The 17,773-nt window shown below is 49.3% G+C and carries 17 protein-coding genes; 7 read left to right on the plus strand and 10 right to left on the minus strand.

The features are described from left to right. Positions 1 to 48: 48 nt before the first annotated feature. Positions 49 to 1,059, minus strand: coding sequence for a phosphoribulokinase (locus tag KME12_09680; protein ID MBW4488048.1), 1,011 nt, complete (start codon positions 1,057 to 1,059; stop codon positions 49 to 51). Between the two features lie 579 nt (positions 1,060 to 1,638). Here KME12_09680 and KME12_09685 point away from each other — a divergent pair. Together KME12_09685 and KME12_09690 are read left to right on the plus strand one after the other, a co-directional pair. Next, positions 1,639 to 2,895, plus strand: a complete 1,257-nt coding sequence (locus KME12_09685) for a ferredoxin-NADP reductase (GenBank protein MBW4488049.1) — start codon at positions 1,639 to 1,641, stop codon at positions 2,893 to 2,895. Between the two features lie 171 nt (positions 2,896 to 3,066). Next, the gene (locus KME12_09690; protein MBW4488050.1) at positions 3,067 to 4,389 is read left to right on the plus strand and encodes a homoserine dehydrogenase; all 1,323 of its coding nucleotides are present in this window, start codon (positions 3,067 to 3,069) and stop codon (positions 4,387 to 4,389) included. A gap of 133 nt (positions 4,390 to 4,522) precedes the next feature. Here KME12_09690 and KME12_09695 read toward each other — a convergent pair whose 3' ends face one another. The 6 genes from KME12_09695 to KME12_09720 all read right to left on the minus strand — a co-directional run bounded on the left by KME12_09695 (position 4,523) and on the right by KME12_09720 (position 10,018). Next, entirely contained in the window at positions 4,523 to 5,140 is a 618-nt protein-coding gene (locus tag KME12_09695; GenBank protein MBW4488051.1) for a hypothetical protein, read from the minus strand. A 282-nt stretch (positions 5,141 to 5,422) separates the two neighbouring features. After that, on the minus strand, positions 5,423 to 5,713 hold the full coding sequence (gene gatC / locus KME12_09700; GenBank protein ID MBW4488052.1) for an Asp-tRNA(Asn)/Glu-tRNA(Gln) amidotransferase subunit GatC: 291 nt from the start codon (positions 5,711 to 5,713) through the stop codon (positions 5,423 to 5,425). A gap of 91 nt (positions 5,714 to 5,804) precedes the next feature. After that, complete coding sequence (locus tag KME12_09705; GenBank protein MBW4488053.1) at positions 5,805 to 6,326, minus strand: photosystem I assembly protein Ycf3; 522 nt, start codon at positions 6,324 to 6,326, stop codon at positions 5,805 to 5,807. Between the two features lie 172 nt (positions 6,327 to 6,498). After that, on the minus strand, positions 6,499 to 7,215 hold the full coding sequence (bioD, locus tag KME12_09710) for a dethiobiotin synthase (protein MBW4488054.1): 717 nt from the start codon (positions 7,213 to 7,215) through the stop codon (positions 6,499 to 6,501). A gap of 116 nt (positions 7,216 to 7,331) precedes the next feature. Continuing rightward, complete coding sequence (locus tag KME12_09715) at positions 7,332 to 9,359, minus strand: serine/threonine protein kinase (GenBank protein ID MBW4488055.1); 2,028 nt, start codon at positions 9,357 to 9,359, stop codon at positions 7,332 to 7,334. Between the two features lie 203 nt (positions 9,360 to 9,562). Continuing rightward, the gene (locus tag KME12_09720; GenBank protein MBW4488056.1) at positions 9,563 to 10,018 is read right to left on the minus strand and encodes a GatB/YqeY domain-containing protein; all 456 of its coding nucleotides are present in this window, start codon (positions 10,016 to 10,018) and stop codon (positions 9,563 to 9,565) included. A gap of 372 nt (positions 10,019 to 10,390) precedes the next feature. On the opposite strand from KME12_09720, the gene KME12_09725 reads away from it, so the two are divergent. After that, positions 10,391 to 11,407, plus strand: a complete 1,017-nt coding sequence (locus KME12_09725; protein MBW4488057.1) for a ribose-phosphate pyrophosphokinase — start codon at positions 10,391 to 10,393, stop codon at positions 11,405 to 11,407. A 113-nt stretch (positions 11,408 to 11,520) separates the two neighbouring features. Here the strand turns inward: KME12_09725 and KME12_09730 are convergent, their stop codons facing one another. From KME12_09730 to KME12_09740, 3 genes are all read right to left on the minus strand, one after another. After that, positions 11,521 to 11,973 (minus strand): NUDIX hydrolase, encoded by a 453-nt coding sequence (locus tag KME12_09730; protein ID MBW4488058.1) that lies wholly within the window; start codon positions 11,971 to 11,973, stop codon positions 11,521 to 11,523. An 80-nt stretch (positions 11,974 to 12,053) separates the two neighbouring features. Continuing rightward, on the minus strand, positions 12,054 to 12,509 hold the full coding sequence (locus KME12_09735) for a DUF3531 family protein (protein ID MBW4488059.1): 456 nt from the start codon (positions 12,507 to 12,509) through the stop codon (positions 12,054 to 12,056). A 203-nt stretch (positions 12,510 to 12,712) separates the two neighbouring features. Continuing rightward, positions 12,713 to 13,633 carry a tetratricopeptide repeat protein gene (locus KME12_09740; GenBank protein MBW4488060.1) on the minus strand — a complete coding sequence of 307 codons (921 nt, stop codon included), beginning with the start codon at positions 13,631 to 13,633 and terminating at the stop codon, positions 12,713 to 12,715. 407 nt (positions 13,634 to 14,040) lie between these two features. Between KME12_09740 and KME12_09745 the strand changes: the two genes are divergently transcribed. The 4 genes from KME12_09745 to KME12_09760 all read left to right on the plus strand — a co-directional run bounded on the left by KME12_09745 (position 14,041) and on the right by KME12_09760 (position 17,724). Then, positions 14,041 to 14,721, plus strand: a complete 681-nt coding sequence (locus KME12_09745) for an energy-coupling factor ABC transporter ATP-binding protein (protein ID MBW4488061.1) — start codon at positions 14,041 to 14,043, stop codon at positions 14,719 to 14,721. A 49-nt stretch (positions 14,722 to 14,770) separates the two neighbouring features. After that, the gene (gene rsmG / locus KME12_09750) at positions 14,771 to 15,565 is read left to right on the plus strand and encodes a 16S rRNA (guanine(527)-N(7))-methyltransferase RsmG (GenBank protein MBW4488062.1); all 795 of its coding nucleotides are present in this window, start codon (positions 14,771 to 14,773) and stop codon (positions 15,563 to 15,565) included. A 297-nt stretch (positions 15,566 to 15,862) separates the two neighbouring features. Then, the gene (locus KME12_09755) at positions 15,863 to 16,942 is read left to right on the plus strand and encodes an ABC transporter ATP-binding protein (GenBank protein ID MBW4488063.1); all 1,080 of its coding nucleotides are present in this window, start codon (positions 15,863 to 15,865) and stop codon (positions 16,940 to 16,942) included. Continuing rightward, on the plus strand, positions 16,942 to 17,724 hold the full coding sequence (locus KME12_09760; GenBank protein ID MBW4488064.1) for an ABC transporter permease: 783 nt from the start codon (positions 16,942 to 16,944) through the stop codon (positions 17,722 to 17,724). The genes KME12_09755 and KME12_09760 overlap by 1 nt, the downstream gene beginning before the upstream one ends. The last annotated feature ends 49 nt before the right edge of the window (positions 17,725 to 17,773 follow it).

Genomic DNA, 17,773 nt, shown 5'->3' on the forward strand with positions numbered 1-17,773 from the left:
CTCAGCCTCGCGCCCCAGTAATACAGCCGGTGATGGAAACAAAAAGCTTTAGACGTTAGCTGCTACTTTGGTCTTAGCTTCTTTAGCCGTCAAACGCTCGTAAGTCGCCCGCATCTTCAAACCCGTTAGCACTTGGAACAAGCCAGTGCCATTGTTCGAACCAGGATACTCACGGTGCTGCAACAACAGATGAGTCACTTCACCTTCGTACTTAGCGGAAGTCTTGCTGAGGTGCTTCTCAATGTAGATTACTTCCTCTAGCTCGTCGAACTGACCATCCACTTCCAGGACGGAAACGCTGTGATCGTAGTAGGTATCAGGACCGTAGAACATCTTGATACCGGGGTAGGAGCAAGTCAGCTTACGGCCACAAGGAGTCCAGTCGATGGTAGAGCCTTCATCAAATAGATAAGCAGGCTCAAATCCTTCAATCCCATCTCTCTGCACCATGCGAACGCGCAGAACTTTGCGTTCCTTGTCATCTTTAATCAGGTTCGTGGGTAGTACCTGAATCACAACGTCAGCGTGCCCTTTTTGGGGATCAATGTAAGCTTCGAAGTCGGGACGACGAGCATTGATGGCCGCCATGACATCGTCATAGGTGTGACCACGCTCAGCCATATCTCGCTGGACCTTCCAAGCGATCTTCACTTCGTCACTGATGTCGAGGTAAACGCTGAAGTCGAGCAGCGATCGCACTCGCTCATCATGGAGAGGATGCAAGCCTTCAATCACAATAATGTGGTTAGGATCGATCCGCTCTGCGGGGTCGAGTGTCCCCGTTTCATGGTTGTAGATAGGCTTATCAATAGACTGGCCGTTCTTCAGAGCTTTGACCTGCTCGTACATCAAGTCAAAGTTGTTAGCACGGGGATCAAGGGCGGTAATCCCAGTCTCCTTACGTTGCTTCCGGTCCAGACTGTGGTAGTCGTCGAGGCAGATTACGGTAACAAAATCTTCCCCAAACAAATCTGTCAATCGGCGCAAAAATGTAGATTTACCGCACCCTGAGTCTCCGGCAACGCCAATTAAAACCACGCGGTCTGGCTTACTGGTCATAGATTCCCTCTAACGATCGTTAAATAGACTGTTCACTAACTGAGTTTTGAGCAGATTCACTCTAGAGCCCGGAATTCACGCCCGGAGTGGGTAGTGCGGCTTAGAAAGCTAGCACAAAGGCAGATACAAAGCAAGCATGCAGCAAAAGAGCTACCGCTTAGCCTGAGGAAGCTTTTCTAGTAAGTATTTAATACTACTTTAGCAGTTCATCTTACCAGAACATGATCCCCTCTACAAGTTCAGCCTGAATTGAAAATTAGCTCGATTCCTATCTATGCTAAGGTTAATTGCGCATTTTAAAGAAATGAAATTGGCTCGACATTGACATTCTTTTGCTGACTAACCTTTTATGCTTTGGGTAGCCATGAGAAAGAGGCCGAGATATTCCGGTCTTCCTATACTCTATTAGAAGTAGGCATGGCTTCTATAGCTGCGTGATGCGGATTTGATGATTGAGTCCTTTGAGGCTTGCAATTCTTTGAAGCTTGCAATTGAGGCGTAAGGCTAACATTAAATGGGAGCCAACAACGCTTTGTAGCAGAATGTTAAGTTAAGTTGGGTTCGGAGATATCTATAGCAATGTTCAATCCAAGTGCAGCGGGCAGTGCTGGCAACACGGCTTCCGGTAGCCGTCTCTTCCGCTATGAAGTAGTCGGTTTGCGTCAGAATTCGGAAACAGATAAAACGAACTACCCTATTCGCCGCAGTGGTAGCACATTTATCACAGTGCCTTATAACCGCATGAGTGATGTAATGCAGCGCATTTTGCGAATGGGTGGCAAGATTATTGGTATTGAGCCCCTCAATAGTGAAACTCTCACCAATGGGAATGCGGCTCCTAGCACTAGCTCGCAGGCCACACAATCTACGCCTGCGGCTCAACCTGCCAAAATGCAAGCAGATTCTGCTCCTGCAGCAGGCGCAAAACACGAAGCTCTATTCGAAGAAAACGTTCCCGTTAATATTTACCGTCCCAATAGCCCCTATTTAGGTAAATGTGTTTCTAACAAAGAATTAGTAGGCGAAGGCGGAATTGGCACCGTTCGTCACCTAATTTTTGATGTTGCTGGCGGTGACTTGCGCTATTTAGAAGGCCAAAGTATCGGTATCATCCCACCTGGTATTGATAAAAAAGGTAAACCAGAAAAGCTTCGTCTATACTCGATCGCGTCTACTCGACATGGCGATCGCGTTGATGACAAAACTGTATCTCTGTGCGTGCGCCAGCTAGAGTACAAACACCCCGAAACGGGTGAAACCGTTTATGGAGTTTGCTCTACCCACCTCTGCAACCTCAAGGAAGGCGATGATGTCAAAATCACGGGGCCAGTCGGTAAGGAAATGCTCCTGCCTACCGATCCCAACGCTAATGTGATCATGTTTGCGACTGGAACGGGTATTGCACCTTTCCGAGCTTACCTGTGGCGCATGTTTAAGGACGCTGAGCGTCAAGCTAATCCTGGCTACCAATTCAAGGGCTTCGCTTGGTTGATCTTCGGCATTCCCACCAGCCCCAACATTCTCTACAAAGAAGAGTTGGAAGAAATTCAGCAACACTATCCTGAGAACTTCCGCCTTACTTGTGCCATCAGTCGGGAGCAAAAGAACCCCTCTGGCGGTCGGATGTACATCCAAGACCGAGTGGCTGAACACGCAGATGAGCTGTGGAAGCTGATCCAGCAAGAAAATACCCACACCTACATTTGTGGTCTGAAGGGTATGGAAGGCGGCATCGATGAAGCCCTGTCTGCTGCGGCTGCTAAAGATGGTGTCACCTGGATGGATTACCAAAAGCAAATGAAGAAGAAGGAACGCTGGCACGTAGAGACCTACTAAGCTGCGATCGCCTCTCTCAATGACTCCTCTGAGCTGAAGTCTCAGAATGTCAACAGTTACAGTTACACTAGCCCTAGAGTCTGGATCTGCGGGGAAGCTTTTCTTCCTGAAGATTCAAACCCTAGGGCTTATTCGTTTGTCAGAACTTATTGGAATTTGGGATTAACGGTTGTGACCTTCAAAGTCGGTTTGCTAGGACTGGGAACAGTAGGAACGGGTACCGCACAGATTTTGCTCGATCCCACGCAGCGCCACCCCCTCTTAAAAGCGCTAGAAATCCATCGAGTGGGGGTGCGATCGCTCGATAAATCTCGTGAAATCGACCTACCAAGTCACCTACTGACCACAGACTTAGAATCGATTGTGACTGACCCAGACATCGATATTGTGGTTGAGGTCATGGGCGGTTTGGAGCCCGCGCGATCGCTGATTCTTCAAGCCATTGCTCATGGCAAGCATGTCGTCACAGCCAATAAAGCCGCGATCGCCCGTTACGGCGCTGAGATTTTTACCGCTGCCAACGAAGCCGGGGTGTACGTACTGCTAGAAGCGGCAGTAGGTGGGGGTATTCCAGTCATTCAACCCCTGAAGCAATCTCTTGGAGGCAATCGCATCCACACGGTTATGGGCATTGTGAATGGCACTACCAACTACATCCTGACCCGGATGCAAAACGAAGGTGCTGACTTCGCTGAGGTGCTAGCGGATGCTCAACGGCTGGGCTATGCCGAAGCTGATCCCACGGCTGATGTGGACGGACTGGATGCGGCTGACAAAATTGCGATTTTAGCTTCACTTGCCTTTGGGGGACGAATCAAGTTAGCCGAAGTGTACTGTGAAGGCATTCGTCAGGTCAGTGCTGCCGATATTGCCTACGCTGAAAACCTCGGTTTTGTGATTAAGCTGCTGGCGATCGCTAAGCGCAACACAGTTTCTACTGACAGCGAACCAGAACAGCTCCAAATTCGGGTACACCCAACTCTAGTTCCCAAATCTCACCCCCTCGCTAGCGTCAACGATGTCTACAACGCCATCCTGGTAGAAGGCGACCCGATCGGGCAGGTGATGTTCTTTGGTCGCGGTGCAGGTGCAGGGCCAACCGCTAGTGCAGTGGTGTCAGATGTTCTCAACATTGCTGCTGTGCTGCAAGCTAATTTAGCCCCACCCACACAGCAACCTCAAGCCGCACATCCCCTGCTAGCCTGCTCTCACCAACACTACAGCGCGATCGCGCCAATGGCAGACTTAGTAACCCGCTTCTACGCTCGCTTCCTCACCCAAGACTACCCTGGCGTGATTGGCAAATTGGGCACCTGTTTCGGCAACCATCAAGTCAGCTTGGAATCAGTGGTCCAAATTGGCATTCAAGACGGCTTGGCAGAAATCGTAGTCGTTACGCACGACGTCTCAGAAGGAAATTTTCGCCAAGCTTTAGAAGAAATTCGTGGCTTGTCATCGATCAGTAACGTTTCTAGCGTGCTACGAGTGCTTTAACTGCCTACGATAAAATCCAGCTCTAAGAGAAGCTTGATCACTTAGAGCTGGATAGTTCAAATTTTAGGGTCTTGGTATGAGTTTGAAACGCTAAAACTCAGGGGTCTTAATTTTACTGGGAACCTGACAGCATTTAAGGGGTGACTGGATCTGAGCTAGGCTCAGCCTCAGGAGCCGTTGAACCATCTGGGGCCGTGCCGGGGTCAGCCTCAGGAGTCATAGAACCATCTGGAGCCATGCCGGGGTCAGCCTCAGGAGTCATAGAACCATCTGGAGCCATGCCGGGGTCAGCCTCAGGAGTCATAGAACCATCTGGGGTCATGCTGGGGTCAGCCTCAGGAGTCATAGAACCATCTGGGGTCATGCCGGGGTCAGTCATAGTGCCAGAATCATCTGGGCTAGCAGGATCTACTTCAGGTACAGTACCGCTATCAGGGCTACCTGGAGAACTGGGTGGACCCGCAGGCCGAGTTGTATCTGTTTCGGTTGTGTCTGTGGTGGTATCAGCAGGCTGAGTCGTATCGTCAAGCTCTCCAGGGCTAGTTGGAGCAGCAGTTGGACTCGTAGGGCTACCGCCAGGGCAGCGAGAGTTTAGGGGGAAGATTTCACACAGAATCCTAAAGCCTTCTGGGGAAAGCTTGATTTCTGCAGCAGAGGGGGCAGTGGTGCCACTTGATTGGGCAACAGCAGCACCACCCGTGAGAGTCAGGGCTAGGGCTGTCCCAAAGAGGGTAACGTATTTAGCCTTCACAAGACTTAACCTCAACAAAGGACTCTGCCAATTAAATCAGAAGGTCATTTTTTAGAAATCTGCCTTAGTGGTGGTGTAAATATCTTCCTACAGAGAGTAGACCATTTTGCACCCAGCTCTGTAGCATCCATCCACAGATAGACTAGCGCTGAATGTCAGAGTTTACTGACCTTTTCCTGGGCTTACAAGCACTCATTACATCCATGAATTGAAAAAGGGACGCAAATCTACATCCCTCCTCTAGCGCTCTCTGATTAAAACTATTAATTTTTCGATGGGTGACTAATCGGCATTAATAATTTTAGGCACTCTAAAAAAGTTGTCATCCCGCTCAGGCGCACCCTCTAGAATGGTTTCGCGATCGCCATAAGGCTGCAACCGATCCGATCGCGTCACATTACTCAAATCGATCGCCCGTGTCGTTGGTTCTACATTACTTGTGTCTAGCTCACTGAGCTGCTCAAAGTAGTCCAAAATACTGCTTAGTTGGGTGGCAAATTTTTCTTCCTCTTCAACCGCTAATTCTAGACGGGCAAGGTGAGCCACTTTATGAACTTGATCGCGATCCAGCATGGGTCAGTAACTCAGCACTAAAGGTTGGAAAAAGCACAGCTAACAGTAACAAACTATTAGCTGCTGAAAACTAATTCACTCAGACTATCAACTAGAAGTACACATCAATTTGTGAACGGCCTGTGGTTTTGAGCCAGTTTTGCGCCTCAATATAGTTGTTAGGAGCCATCCGAATGGCGCTTTTCCAATATTGAGCAGCTTGGTCAAACAAGGCTTCAGCGGCCTCATGATTACCCGCTTCTTTTTCCTGCTCACCTCGATAGTGGTAAATCACTGCCACATTATTGAGGGCTTGAGGTAAACGAGGGTTTAGTTCGATCGCTTCTAAGTAGTTCTTTAAGGCTTCTTCGTGTTCACCATTGTTGGTACGAATTAAGCCAATGTTGTAAAGAACATAACTGCGATCGTAAGGATCTTCTTCCAGCTTCAGGGCTTCGAAATAGTTTTCGAGGGCTTCCGCATACTCGCCATCAGCCTGAGCAGACATGCCATCCCGGTAGTAAGCAAATGCTTCCTTTTCCTTTTTGGTGGCTGGCAGGACTTTCAGAATCATGTCTGCCATGACGGTGAAGCTTTTATCGATGAAGTTGTCGTTTCTTTGAAATCTTGGCATGGTCGCCTCTGCGAATGGGGGCCAGTGGCTCAGGTTAACCGCTGGGCAGGTCACTGCTAAACGCTTATTCAACTAATTTAGCGCCGATTGGTCACTTCCTGAGAGTTGAGTAGGATGCAAATAGATAAATAGTTTCAGTAAAACTTTAGTTAGAATCAGTCGCGATCGCTTACTACTCGCCTACTCCTGAAAATTCCCCGAGTGGGGTAAAAATTGGCATCAGTCGCTCTAGGTCTAAATTAGCTGCCACTTGAGTTAACTTTGCCAAATCTGTTACATCGCTCAAGTAAGGAATAACGCCCAAAACTGGCACGTTAGTTAAAGACTGAATTAAATCTGTAGGTGCCCAATCCTCTATTTCTTGTTGTGTCCGAGGTTGAGTGCAATTCAACACAATCCCTTTAAGGTGTACCCGCGTTTGGCGTGCTAAAGCGACATTGGCTACCGCTTGGGCGATCGCTCCTAAGCGCACAGGCACCACTAGTACAGTCGGCAGTCGCCAATCCCAAGCTAAATCTGCCACAGTGGTTTCGTGAGTTACGGGAGAACCCAAACCGCCCAAAGATTCTACTAACACCCAATCCCGTTGCTGTCGCAGCGATTCTAAGCCTTTCCAAGCCAGTTCTAGCTCAATGCGACGACCTTCTCGATCCGCAGCCAGGGGTGGCGCTAGAGGAGCTTGAAAGTAGAGCGGGGTAATTTCGTCAGCCGATTGATTGAGGTTGAAGAGGCGGATATAGAGTTCGCGATCGCCCACACCCGATTGAATCGGTTTCATGATCCCTAAACTGCGTGAAGTGCAGTAAGTCTGCCAATAAGCAGCAAGGGCACTGGTCAGGACAGTTTTACCTGCGTCAGTATCAGTTCCAGCAATAAGTAGTGCGTTCAAGGGAAGTGAAATAGTATCTCTATTAATTACAAAGTCAACGGCAGTCTCAAACTATACTTTACCGCCCCTCCCTACAGACAGTTAGTTTGCGCCAAACCTCGTCATCTCGACAACAGCTAGGGCGATGGTTCCGCATTCTGGGCACTGACAGCGAGCGTAAAGTTAGTATCACGAGCGGCGATCACATCAATTTGGTAATCCCCATCGGTCGAAAGCTGAGATTGCCAGGAAACAATGCCAGAAGCGTCCTCTACCAATCGGCCATCCGGGTAGCGAATGTCGAGTGTAGCTGCACCATCGACAATTTCTACATTGAGTACTTGTCCTGCTTGAGCTGTGACTAAATAGCGCTTGATTGTCGTGGGATTAGTCTGGCCCGACACTTGTGTCGCTGTTGCACCTGCCGGAAAACTGACTCGTTCCACGTCAACAGTGGCAGGAGTAGGACTGGGGGTAGGGCTAGGAGTAGGACTGGGAGTTGGTGTCGGCTCAGCCGGGTTACTTATGTTTAACTCCAACTCATAATCGGCCTGAGCAATACCTCGCACTGGGCTCAGTTGAATGTAGTAGTCTCCGGTATAAGGCAGCGTTCCTTCCCACGCCGAAACCCGTCTGGCGCGATTATTAACTGGATTCTGATTTGGGCCTAACACGCTCATCAAAATCCCTTCACCCCCTAAATAAGCACTGAGGGTCTGATTTTGCTGCCCTGGCACGATGTAGCTAATGGTTTCGTTGGCTTTCAATCCACCTTGAACCGTGTTCTGTTCGCCAGGAGTAACATTTAACCGTTGGCTGAACTGTACGGGGCTAGGGGTGGGCGTAGGGCTAGGCGTAGGGCTAGGCGTAGGGGTGGGCGTGGTAGGCGTGAGGCTAGGCGTGGGACTAGGGCTAATGGCAACGGTAGGAGTTGGGGAAACCGGATCTTCAGGAGAACGAAGTAGAGAAGTGACTAGAGCCCAAGACCCTAGCCCTGCTGCCAAAGCTAAAGCTGTTCCAACTGCTGCAATCGCCCAGGGATTTTCCCAAGACGGACCACTCGAAGGAACTGGAATTACAGGATTGGTCCGGCTGGGATCACTATTGGGATTGATGGCATTAGGATTGACCGGATCTGGTCTCCGACCCACTGCCACCGTTGCCACCTGAGACAGGTTGGGATTCACTGGCGGTGGCGGTGTTTGAGGAGGTGATTGGGTAGGAGGATTAGCAGGCGGCGGTGCTTGGATTGGGGGTGGAGGTGGGGGAGATGGGGGCTGTCCCGGATAGGGAGGGGGCGGGGCAGGCGGCGAGACAACCGTGGGCTGAGTCAAAGCTTGTAGTGCTTGAACCACCTCAGCTACAGATTGATAGCGATCGCCCGGTTTATAGCTCAGCATTTGGTTCAAGATCTGAGCCAAGCCAGGGCTAACCTTGGTCAAATCTTGCCAGTGCCAAGTCAGAGTACTTTCGTTATAAAGTTCTTGTGGCTCCTTCCCCGTCTGCAAAACTATAGCTAGTACCGCCAAAGAATAGAGGTCACTGCTGGGGTAAGCCCGCCCCGTCTGCATCTGTTCGCTGGGGGCATAGCCAAACTTGCCAACCGTAGTTGCTTGTGGCACCGTCTCTGGAGATTGAATCCGAGTCGCCAGGTCTTTCACCACCCCAAAATCAATCAAGACTGGCAGGTGGTCACTTTCGCGCAAAATCAAATTATCAGGCGCAATATCTCGGTGAATAATCCCCTTGCTGTGAATGTGAGCCAAGACAGGCAAAATTTGTCGCAGTAATTGGATTACCTCTGATTCCGAAAAAGGATAACCTTGGGCTGTCCGCTCCTGGACTAGCGTGCCATAAGTCTTGCCTTCAACATAGTCCTGAACCAAGAAGAGACGCTGATCTTGCTCAAACGTCGCTCGAAACTGCGGCACCTGCGGATGCTGAATTTGATATAGAATTGCTGCTTCTCGCTGAAACAATTCCTTAGATTTCTCTAAAGCATACGGACTAGACTGAGCCGGAATAAACTCCTTTAAGGCACAGCGCTCATTAAAACGCCCTTGATCTTCTGCCAAATAAGTTCGGCCAAATCCACCCTGGCCCAGAATGCTAATCAAGCGGTAACGGTTTTGTAGAATAGTCCCGATTGGAATTGGCGGTTGCATAGCAGGTTAGATGGCCTTGAATTGATTGCAGCAGAGACACCACACGCTCACCCTAGCACCCAGCTGTTATTGACTGTAAATAAACCAAACCGTAGTCCATTGTGATAAACCGATCCATTGTGACAAACAGCGTGTAGTAGGGTGGTGGCTAAGCTGACAACTTTAACTGTAGCCAAGGTCAGCTTTATTGTCACAACAGCCTATCAATTCAACTTCGCTTTCACTAGCTCTTGAATCTTCTTGCCATCTGCTTGGCCTTTGAGTCGTTGCATAGCGGCCCCCATAACTTTACCGAGATCTTTCGGTGAAGTTGCTCCTACCTCTGTAATAATTTCATCAATGGCCTGACTTAACTCATCATCCGAGAGTTGGGTCGGCAAGTAAGTTTCTAGAATTGCCAGTTCTTGCGCTTCCTGCTCAGCTAGGTCAGTGCGTCCCGCTTGCTGGTATTGTTCGATCGAATCACGGCGTTGTTTGGCTTGTTGTAGCACTAACTCCATTTCTTGGGCTTCTGTCAACTCTGTCTGCCCAGTAGGTCTCAGACTGACTTCCTTTTCTAACAATGCCTTTTTAATACTGCGAATCGTTTCTAAGCGAACTTTCTCCTTAGATTTCATTGCCGCTTTAATATCTTCACCAATGCGATCTTTCAAGCTCATAACGTCACCTTTAGAAGAAATTTTTCGCCCTACTTAAAGTAGAGCGGTTTGCCCCTGTTTCCTCAACAAACTCGACGGAATTTTTCCTGCAAGTATGAATGAAGAATGTGCCTACACCAGCTAGGTGATCAATTTTAGCTTGCTCACTGGCTATTCCGCTGGGAAGTGAACGCAGCTATTGACTTCTACCAATCTGCAAGTTTCTCTGAAATTCTCATTGATCTGCAGATTCTTCAGCCAAAAATCGCTAGTTTCCTTCTCCACTCTTGTGCGACAATTCCTAGTCAGATTCCGCAAAAATTGCTCTCCATTGCTACACCTAATTCAGGGAATTTTTGGAGGCTGATTTTGGATCGGAATGATAATATTGCGATGAATGCGCTTCGGGGGCCTGTTGTGATCCGTTCTGCAACTTTGACTCTTCACCCAACTCTGCCGACTATTTCTGACAATAGTCGTCTGCGGTTGTTTTCTGGCTCTGCTAATGTACCGCTCTCTCAAGAAGTTGCTCGCTACTTAGGCATGGACCTAGGACCCATGGTCCGTAAACGGTTTGCCGATGGAGAACTTTATATCCAAATTCAGGAATCGATTCGAGGGTGTGATGTCTATCTAATTCAGCCAACATGCCAACCGGTTAACGATAACCTGATGGAGTTACTGATCATGGTGGACGCTTGCCGACGAGCTTCGGCTCGGCAAATTACCGCTGTGATTCCTTACTATGGATATGCTAGAGCAGACCGTAAAACTGCGGGGCGAGAGTCCATTACAGCCAAGCTTGTGGCTAACTTAATTACTCAAGCTGGCGCGAATCGAATTTTAGCGATGGATCTGCACTCAGCCCAAATTCAAGGTTATTTCGATATTCCCTGCGATCATGTCTATGGTTCGCCAGTGGTGTTTGATTATTTAGCGAGTAAGAATTTATCAGATGTTGTGGTCGTTTCGCCAGATGTCGGTGGAGTGGCACGGGCTAGAGCTTTTGCTAAAAAGCTTAATGATGCTCCCCTCGCCATTATTGATAAGCGTCGTCAAGCTCATAATGTTGCAGAAGTGATGAATGTAGTTGGAGACGTTGCTGGTAAGACTGCCATTTTGGTGGATGACATGATCGATACTGCGGGCACGATCTGTGAGGGAGCCCGTCTCCTGCGCAAGGAAGGGGCGCGTCAAGTTTATGCTTGCGCTACCCATGCTGTTTTTTCACCCCCAGCGATCGAGCGGCTCTCTAGTGGCTTGTTTGAGGAGATAATTGTCACCAATACCATCCCAGTGCCTGACACCAGTCGTTTTGATCAACTGACGGTACTCTCGGTGGCCAATATCTTAGGTGAGGCAATTTGGAGAATTCACGAAGACAGCTCACTTAGTAGTATGTTTCGCTAATCTACTGCTTTTCTAGCTTTCTAGTTTTATGGGTTAAAGCTACGCCTAACCTGGCAGGGGCACCTCTTGTGGGTGCCCTTGATATTTTGGGAGTTTAGGGGTGAGTTGGAGGGTTAGAGATAATCAAAAAACTGCTCTGGAACCAGGGTTAGTTCCCCAGATTTGAAGCGATCGCTCTCGACCCAAAGAGCCTTTTTCTGGCGATCGCCTTCCACAAAAATCAGTTCATCCAACTCGTAGAACTTGGGATCAGCAAAGTCACACTTGTAGAGTTGAATCAGCTCATGACCTGATCGGCCATCGAACACAAATAAGTTTTCTAGACACCCTAAGTAACGAATATTGGCCAGCTCTGCTTGGATTTCTTCTTGAAATTCTCGCTGCAAAGCGATCAGGCTGGTTTCGCCAAAGTCTACGCCGCCTCCTAAAGCTCGATAGAAAGTTTTTTGCTTGACTGGGTCGTATCCTTCTGAGACGAAGATGCGATCGCCTTTCTCAGCCGCAGCAGCCTGACGGTCTTGAATCAGCCCTAAAGCTAACACGCGAATTTGATTGACTCCGTACATAATTCCTAGAGATGGGGATGCAAAAGCGATGCCAAACTAGCTGGCCTGTGTATCACTAATCACAGAGCCTATTTAGCTGATCAATTATCGTCGTATTCTGAGTACTCCCGCTTCCGACTTTCGGGGATGGGCCAGTCTTCATTCTCCCCGCCAATAATCAGGGTTTTGATTTCTACGTAGTCTTTGCTGAATTGTCTCAAGGAGTTCACTAAAATATCTAGGGCGATCGCATCACTGGTGCCTAGGTCGAACCAGCAGCGTGCCCAGTTGCTTTCGTATTCCACTTCTCCGACGTTGTGCATCAAGGCCATGAAGCTATCTTCAGCCGCATCCTGGTTGTAGTTCATGTAGCTGATTTCTAAACCAACGTCTTGCACCTGGAGGTTTTCGGCATTAAACCCGCCTAACTTCCCCAGAAAAAACCAGGAGTTGATGATTTCCTCTACGTACTGTTTTTCCATTTCGGAGGGGTTGAGGCTAAACTCTAACCAAATCCAGACATTAAAGGGATCGAACTCGCGAAACTGTACCTGCATTTTGTTTCAAAATCGAGTGAATGGGGCGTGGCTTAAGCGATCGCTATCTGCAAGCTAAGCCATTCCAGAATACCGCAGCAAGTTTAGCCCCCTGTATTGAGGGCAGCCATTTCCAGAGCAACCAGGCCACAAAAAAGGTGCCACAGTGGCACCTGAGAAGTTTTGTTGAGTGATTTATTGGGTAAGTATTGAGCGATCGCGCCTTATTTTTTTAGTTCGGCATCGCAAGGGCGCGCTTTTTGGTCAATGCGGAACTCAGTGCGACAGCGCTCATAGGCAATTTGGTTGCGCAGTTGGCGAGGTAGTTGAGCGTTTTTATCCAAGGCTTTTTGGAAGAATCCTAGGCTTTCCTGATTTTTGCCCTGCTTAACTAGAACTTGAGCTTTGAGGTAGTACAGATCTGGGTTGTTAGGGGTCAACTTTAGGGCTTGGTCCACAAACTCTAGAGCTTTCGTCTGTTGGTTCAAATCTCGGTAGCCGATGGCAATTCCCCGGTAAGCTAAGTAGCGAGGCTGAGCGTATTTGTTTAATCGCTCCACGGCATCGGCTGGATTAGCAAAGGGGAGGTTAACCGCCAACATCAAATCCATGAACCCTTTGACTAAGTTAAGCTCTGGGTCTTGAGAGTTGACCTTTTCTGCCGCATTCAACGACTGAAAAACTCGTTGTAGCTTGTTTAGGGCTTGAGGGGTGCCTCGCACTGTGCCTTCACGAGAGACGATATAAGCGCCTTCCATAAATTCGCCCACTGCGACATACAAGTTGCCGCGTAGGGGATCAGTTTTACGCAACTGCTCAGCGGTTTCACGAGTCTTGGTCGCGTTGGTTTGCAAGGCATTCCAATCTTTTTCCATGTAGGCTAAAGACGCTTTCATGGCATAGCTGAGTGGCTCATTGGCTTCAGCTTGGGAAAGATATTTTTTGGCCCGTTGGTAATCGCCCTGCTCAAAAATTGCTTTAAAGGCTGCTTCCGTATTCTTGCCAATTGCATGTGGGTTAGTGGTACGGAAGGGATCGCCTGCAAAGGCAGGATTGCCCCATAGGCTAAGGGCGATCGCCGCAGTACCCGCAATGGCAGAAACGATCTGCCGGGAAGCAGAAACAGGGCGGCTTTGGCATTGCATCCTAGAGGGACAGGGTTGGACAGGAGTCCCAACACTCCTAGAAGCAATCGGCATATTCGTCATAATGGAGCCTCTCAAAACGTTCCTCAAATTCGTTCTGCTTGCAAATGCTCTAAAGCCTAGGATGGCTACCAATGAGTCAAAATCGCTCATGGCAGTTGATCCCAAGGATTTAGAAGCGCCCTGTTCAGGTGCGATCGCCTACCGCTTAAGGGTTCAGCTAGCTGCATAAACTTGACGCAGTCATTTGGTTTGGGTTCCAGTTAGACTGGTCGGTGGGCAGGCTGAATTTGCCACATTTGCCACAGTTGAAACAGAATTACGACTGCCTCACTACAGTCCAAGTCTGGCGTTTGCAACTTCCCTTCTAGCACGATTGACTTTGCTCTTTGCTGGTAAAACCGTTAATGCTCTATCTCAAAAACCTGCTCTATCATCCGACTGCTACCCCTACAGCCATCCTCAAATCAATCAACTTGGAGCTAGCACCCCAGCAAATGGGCTTGATCATCGGCCCCAGTGGTTCGGGAAAAAGTACACTTCTAGAAATTTTGGCGGGGTTAGCGGAAAAAACTTCAGGGGACATCCTGTGGCGAGAGCAGGAACTAACGCCAGCGCATCTGCAACAACTAGGTGGCCTTGTCTTCCAGTTTCCAGAACGGCATTTTTGTGGAGCCACCATTTTAGAAGAACTGCGTCTCGGTCATCCAGAGCTAGGGACAGAAAAGGTGAATCAGGCTTTGTCAGAGGTGGGTTTGGGGCACTTGCCGTTACACACATCGCCTCATTCGCTGAGTGGTGGACAACAGCGACGCCTAGCCCTAGCTGTGCAATTAATTCGGCAACCTTACTTATTATTGCTAGATGAACCGACGGCTGGGCTAGATTGGTCCATGCGACGGCAGTTAGTCAATTTATTGGCACGTCTCAAAGACCATTGGAGTCTATTGATCGTGACCCACGATGCGGGTGACTTGCTGGCGATCGCTGACCGCTGTTGGACCCTCAACCACGGCGAATTGCAACCTGCGGATCGCCAAGTGCTAGAAATGAAAGCAAAGCCACCTCAATCCGTCGTACAAAATTAATTTAATGTTGGGTCTTGAATTGGATCTTGAAACCGTGAATTTGCCGGAAATGGCCGCTGTTTGGCAAGAAACTCTCCATTGGCAGCCCACCTCTCAGCAGCAGCAGCAGTTACAACAGCTTTACAACCTCATCCTAGACGGCAACCGCCAGTTAAACCTCACCCGCATTACCGAGCCAACCGAGTTTTGGGAAAAGCACTTATGGGACTCGTTACGCGGCCTAGCACCCTTTTTGAAGGATGAAAACGGAAGGATGTTCGCGCAGCATTCCGAAGGAAAGGATGAAGAAGAGCCAAATTCATCCCTCATCCCTCCTCCTTCATCCTTCCGTGCTTCCTCCTTTCGTGTAATTGACATCGGCACTGGCGGCGGGTTTCCTGGTATTCCAGCGGCGATCGCTCGTCCCGATTGGCAAGTGACCCTGTTGGATTCAACTCAGAAGAAAGTTACTTTTCTGCAAACGCTGGCAACGACGTTGGGGCTGGGAAATATTACAACTTTAGTAGACCGAGCAGAACAGGTAGGGCAGTTGCCTGAGCACCGGGAAGCTTATGATTTGGCGCTGATTCGGGCGGTGGGGTCAGTTTCTGTTTGTGCTGAGTACGCCTTGCCCTTGTTGAAATTAGAAGGACAAGCGGTGCTCTATCGCGGTCAGTGGACTGTTGAGGAAACTGAAGCATTGCGCCCAGCGGTGGCTCAGTTAGGGGGAGCGATCGCGGCGATCGAGGAATGCAACACCCCGGTCAGCCATAGCATGCGGCACTGCCTCTACTTACGCAAAGTGGCTCAAACGCCTAGTGAATTTCCAAGGGCAATTGGGGTGCCAGCGAAGCAGCCACTGTAGGCTTAAGCAGACAGACTGGATTGCTCTCCAGGTGGCGATCGAGGCTGCAATTCATTGCAGTTGATCCCAGATTTTGGTATTCTGCCAGACTGCAAGGTGCATTACTTTCTAGAGCAAGTTGAAAGAGTCGGCTTGCGTCAACTGAGTTTCATCTCTGAGCCATTGGGTTGTCACAAGTAAACGCTACATTCAATAGGGCGTTAGAGCCTTGACCTACAAGGCAAAGCTGAGGTGAGTGAGGTTTACTGTGCATCAGGGTGACCATCGGAATGAACAACTCCTGGGAGTGAAGTTTGCATGATTGAAGTTGAACAGTTGAGCAAGGTTTACGGCTCAACCCCTGCGATTCAAGATGTGACATTTGCGGTAGAACCGGGAGAAATCTTGGGTTTTCTGGGGCCAAACGGGGCTGGAAAGACCACCACCATGCGGATTCTGACTGGCTACCTACCTGCAACGAGTGGGAGTGCGCGAGTCGCGGGCTACGATGTCTACGAAGATTCGATGGCGGTGAGACAACGCATTGGCTATCTGCCTGAAACTCCCCCGCTCTATCCAGAAATGACGGTGGAGGGGTTCCTCTATTTTGTAGCTCGGATTAAGGGAGTGAGTGCTGGCGATCGCTCTCGGCAAGTCCAATCGGCTCTGGAACGTTGCAGCCTGGTTGAGAAACGCAAAACCTTAATTCGCAAGCTGTCTAAAGGCTTTCGTCAACGAGTTGGCATTGCCCAGGCGATCGTTCATGACCCTCCAGCGATTATTTTGGATGAGCCAACGGTAGGCTTAGACCCTCGCCAAATTATTGAAGTGCGTAATTTAATCAAGAACTTAGCAGGGACTCATACAGTAATTCTCTCCACGCATATCTTGCCTGAGGTCAGCATGACCTGTAATCGCGTCGCCATTATTAATCGAGGGCGAGTTGTAGCAACGAACAGTCCAGAAAACCTGATGGCGCAGCTCAATGCTGGATCCGGGTATGAGCTGGAGGTGAATGGTAACGTAGACATTTTGCAACAACTGGTACAACCAATTTCCGGCGTGCGCTTGGTGGAACCGATCCAAATCGAAGACGTAGCAGACCAGGCACCAACACCTCAGCGCTGTCGGGTGCGAGTGGTTGCTGAAGCCGATAGCGATCCGGGTCGCGATATTGCTGCTGTGATCGTAGGGGCAGGTTTAGGTCTTTACGAAATGCGACGGACTAAGGCCAGCCTAGAGGATGTGTTCTTGCAGCTAACGATGACCGAAGACAAAGCGCTGGAACCGAGCGCAGAAGAATTTGAATCTCAGCCAGAGGCAGAGCCAGTCATTGAGGACGCACCTGTGGTATCTAGTGCTGTCGTGCCTGAGCCAGCAGAATCGGAGGAAGCGTAATGCGGGTCATTCTTAGCAATATTGTGGCGATTTACCGCAAGGAGTTGCAGGGGTACTTTGCCTCTCCCTTGGCTTATGCGATCGCGGGCATCTTTTGGCTCTTATCAGGCTTTTTCTTTGTGATTGCCTTGCAAGACACTTTGCAAACTGCCGCCGCTGCGGATCAAATTGGGCAACCCTTTGATGCGGCTTATGCCTTGATTCAAGCTTTTTTAGGCTTGATGGGAGTTTTGTCTCTGTTCATTTTGCCAATTTTGTCGATGGGGCTTTACGCCGAGGAACGCAAGCGAGGCACATTAGAGCTGCTGGCTACCTCTCCCGTCACAAATTGGGTGGTTTCTCTAGGCAAGCTGCTGGGGGTTCTGACTTTTTTCATTACCTTAGTGCTGCCCTTACTAGTTTACGAAGCGATTACTTTGAGTGCCGCAAATCCTCCCGTAAACCCGACCCTATTGTTGACGGGATTCGGCGGCTTAATTCTGATGGCAGCGGCAGTGTTGTCTTTAGGTATGTTTCTATCTTCGTTGACCGAAAGTAGTATTTTGGCTGCCGTTCTGACATTTGCGCTGGTTTTGTTTCTCTGGTCGATCCAAGCGATCGCCACTGGCATAGGTGGCCCTGTCGGTGAGGCGATCGGTCATTTATCGTTGCTGAAGCACTACGGGGATTTAGTTCGCGGCGTAGTTAACACTAGCGGCTTAATTTTATTTGTCAGCTACATTATTTTGGGACTCTTTTTGACCGCCCAGTCTATTGAAGCGTTAAGATTTCAGCGCTCTTAATCCAGCCATTGCACCTGCATCTCCGTTGAGTAGGGCGCTGGCTAAGGCC

Origin of the sequence: Trichocoleus desertorum ATA4-8-CV12 (genome assembly GCA_019358975.1) — a bacterium.
Classification (GTDB): domain Bacteria; phylum Cyanobacteriota; class Cyanobacteriia; order FACHB-46; family FACHB-46; genus Trichocoleus; species Trichocoleus desertorum_A.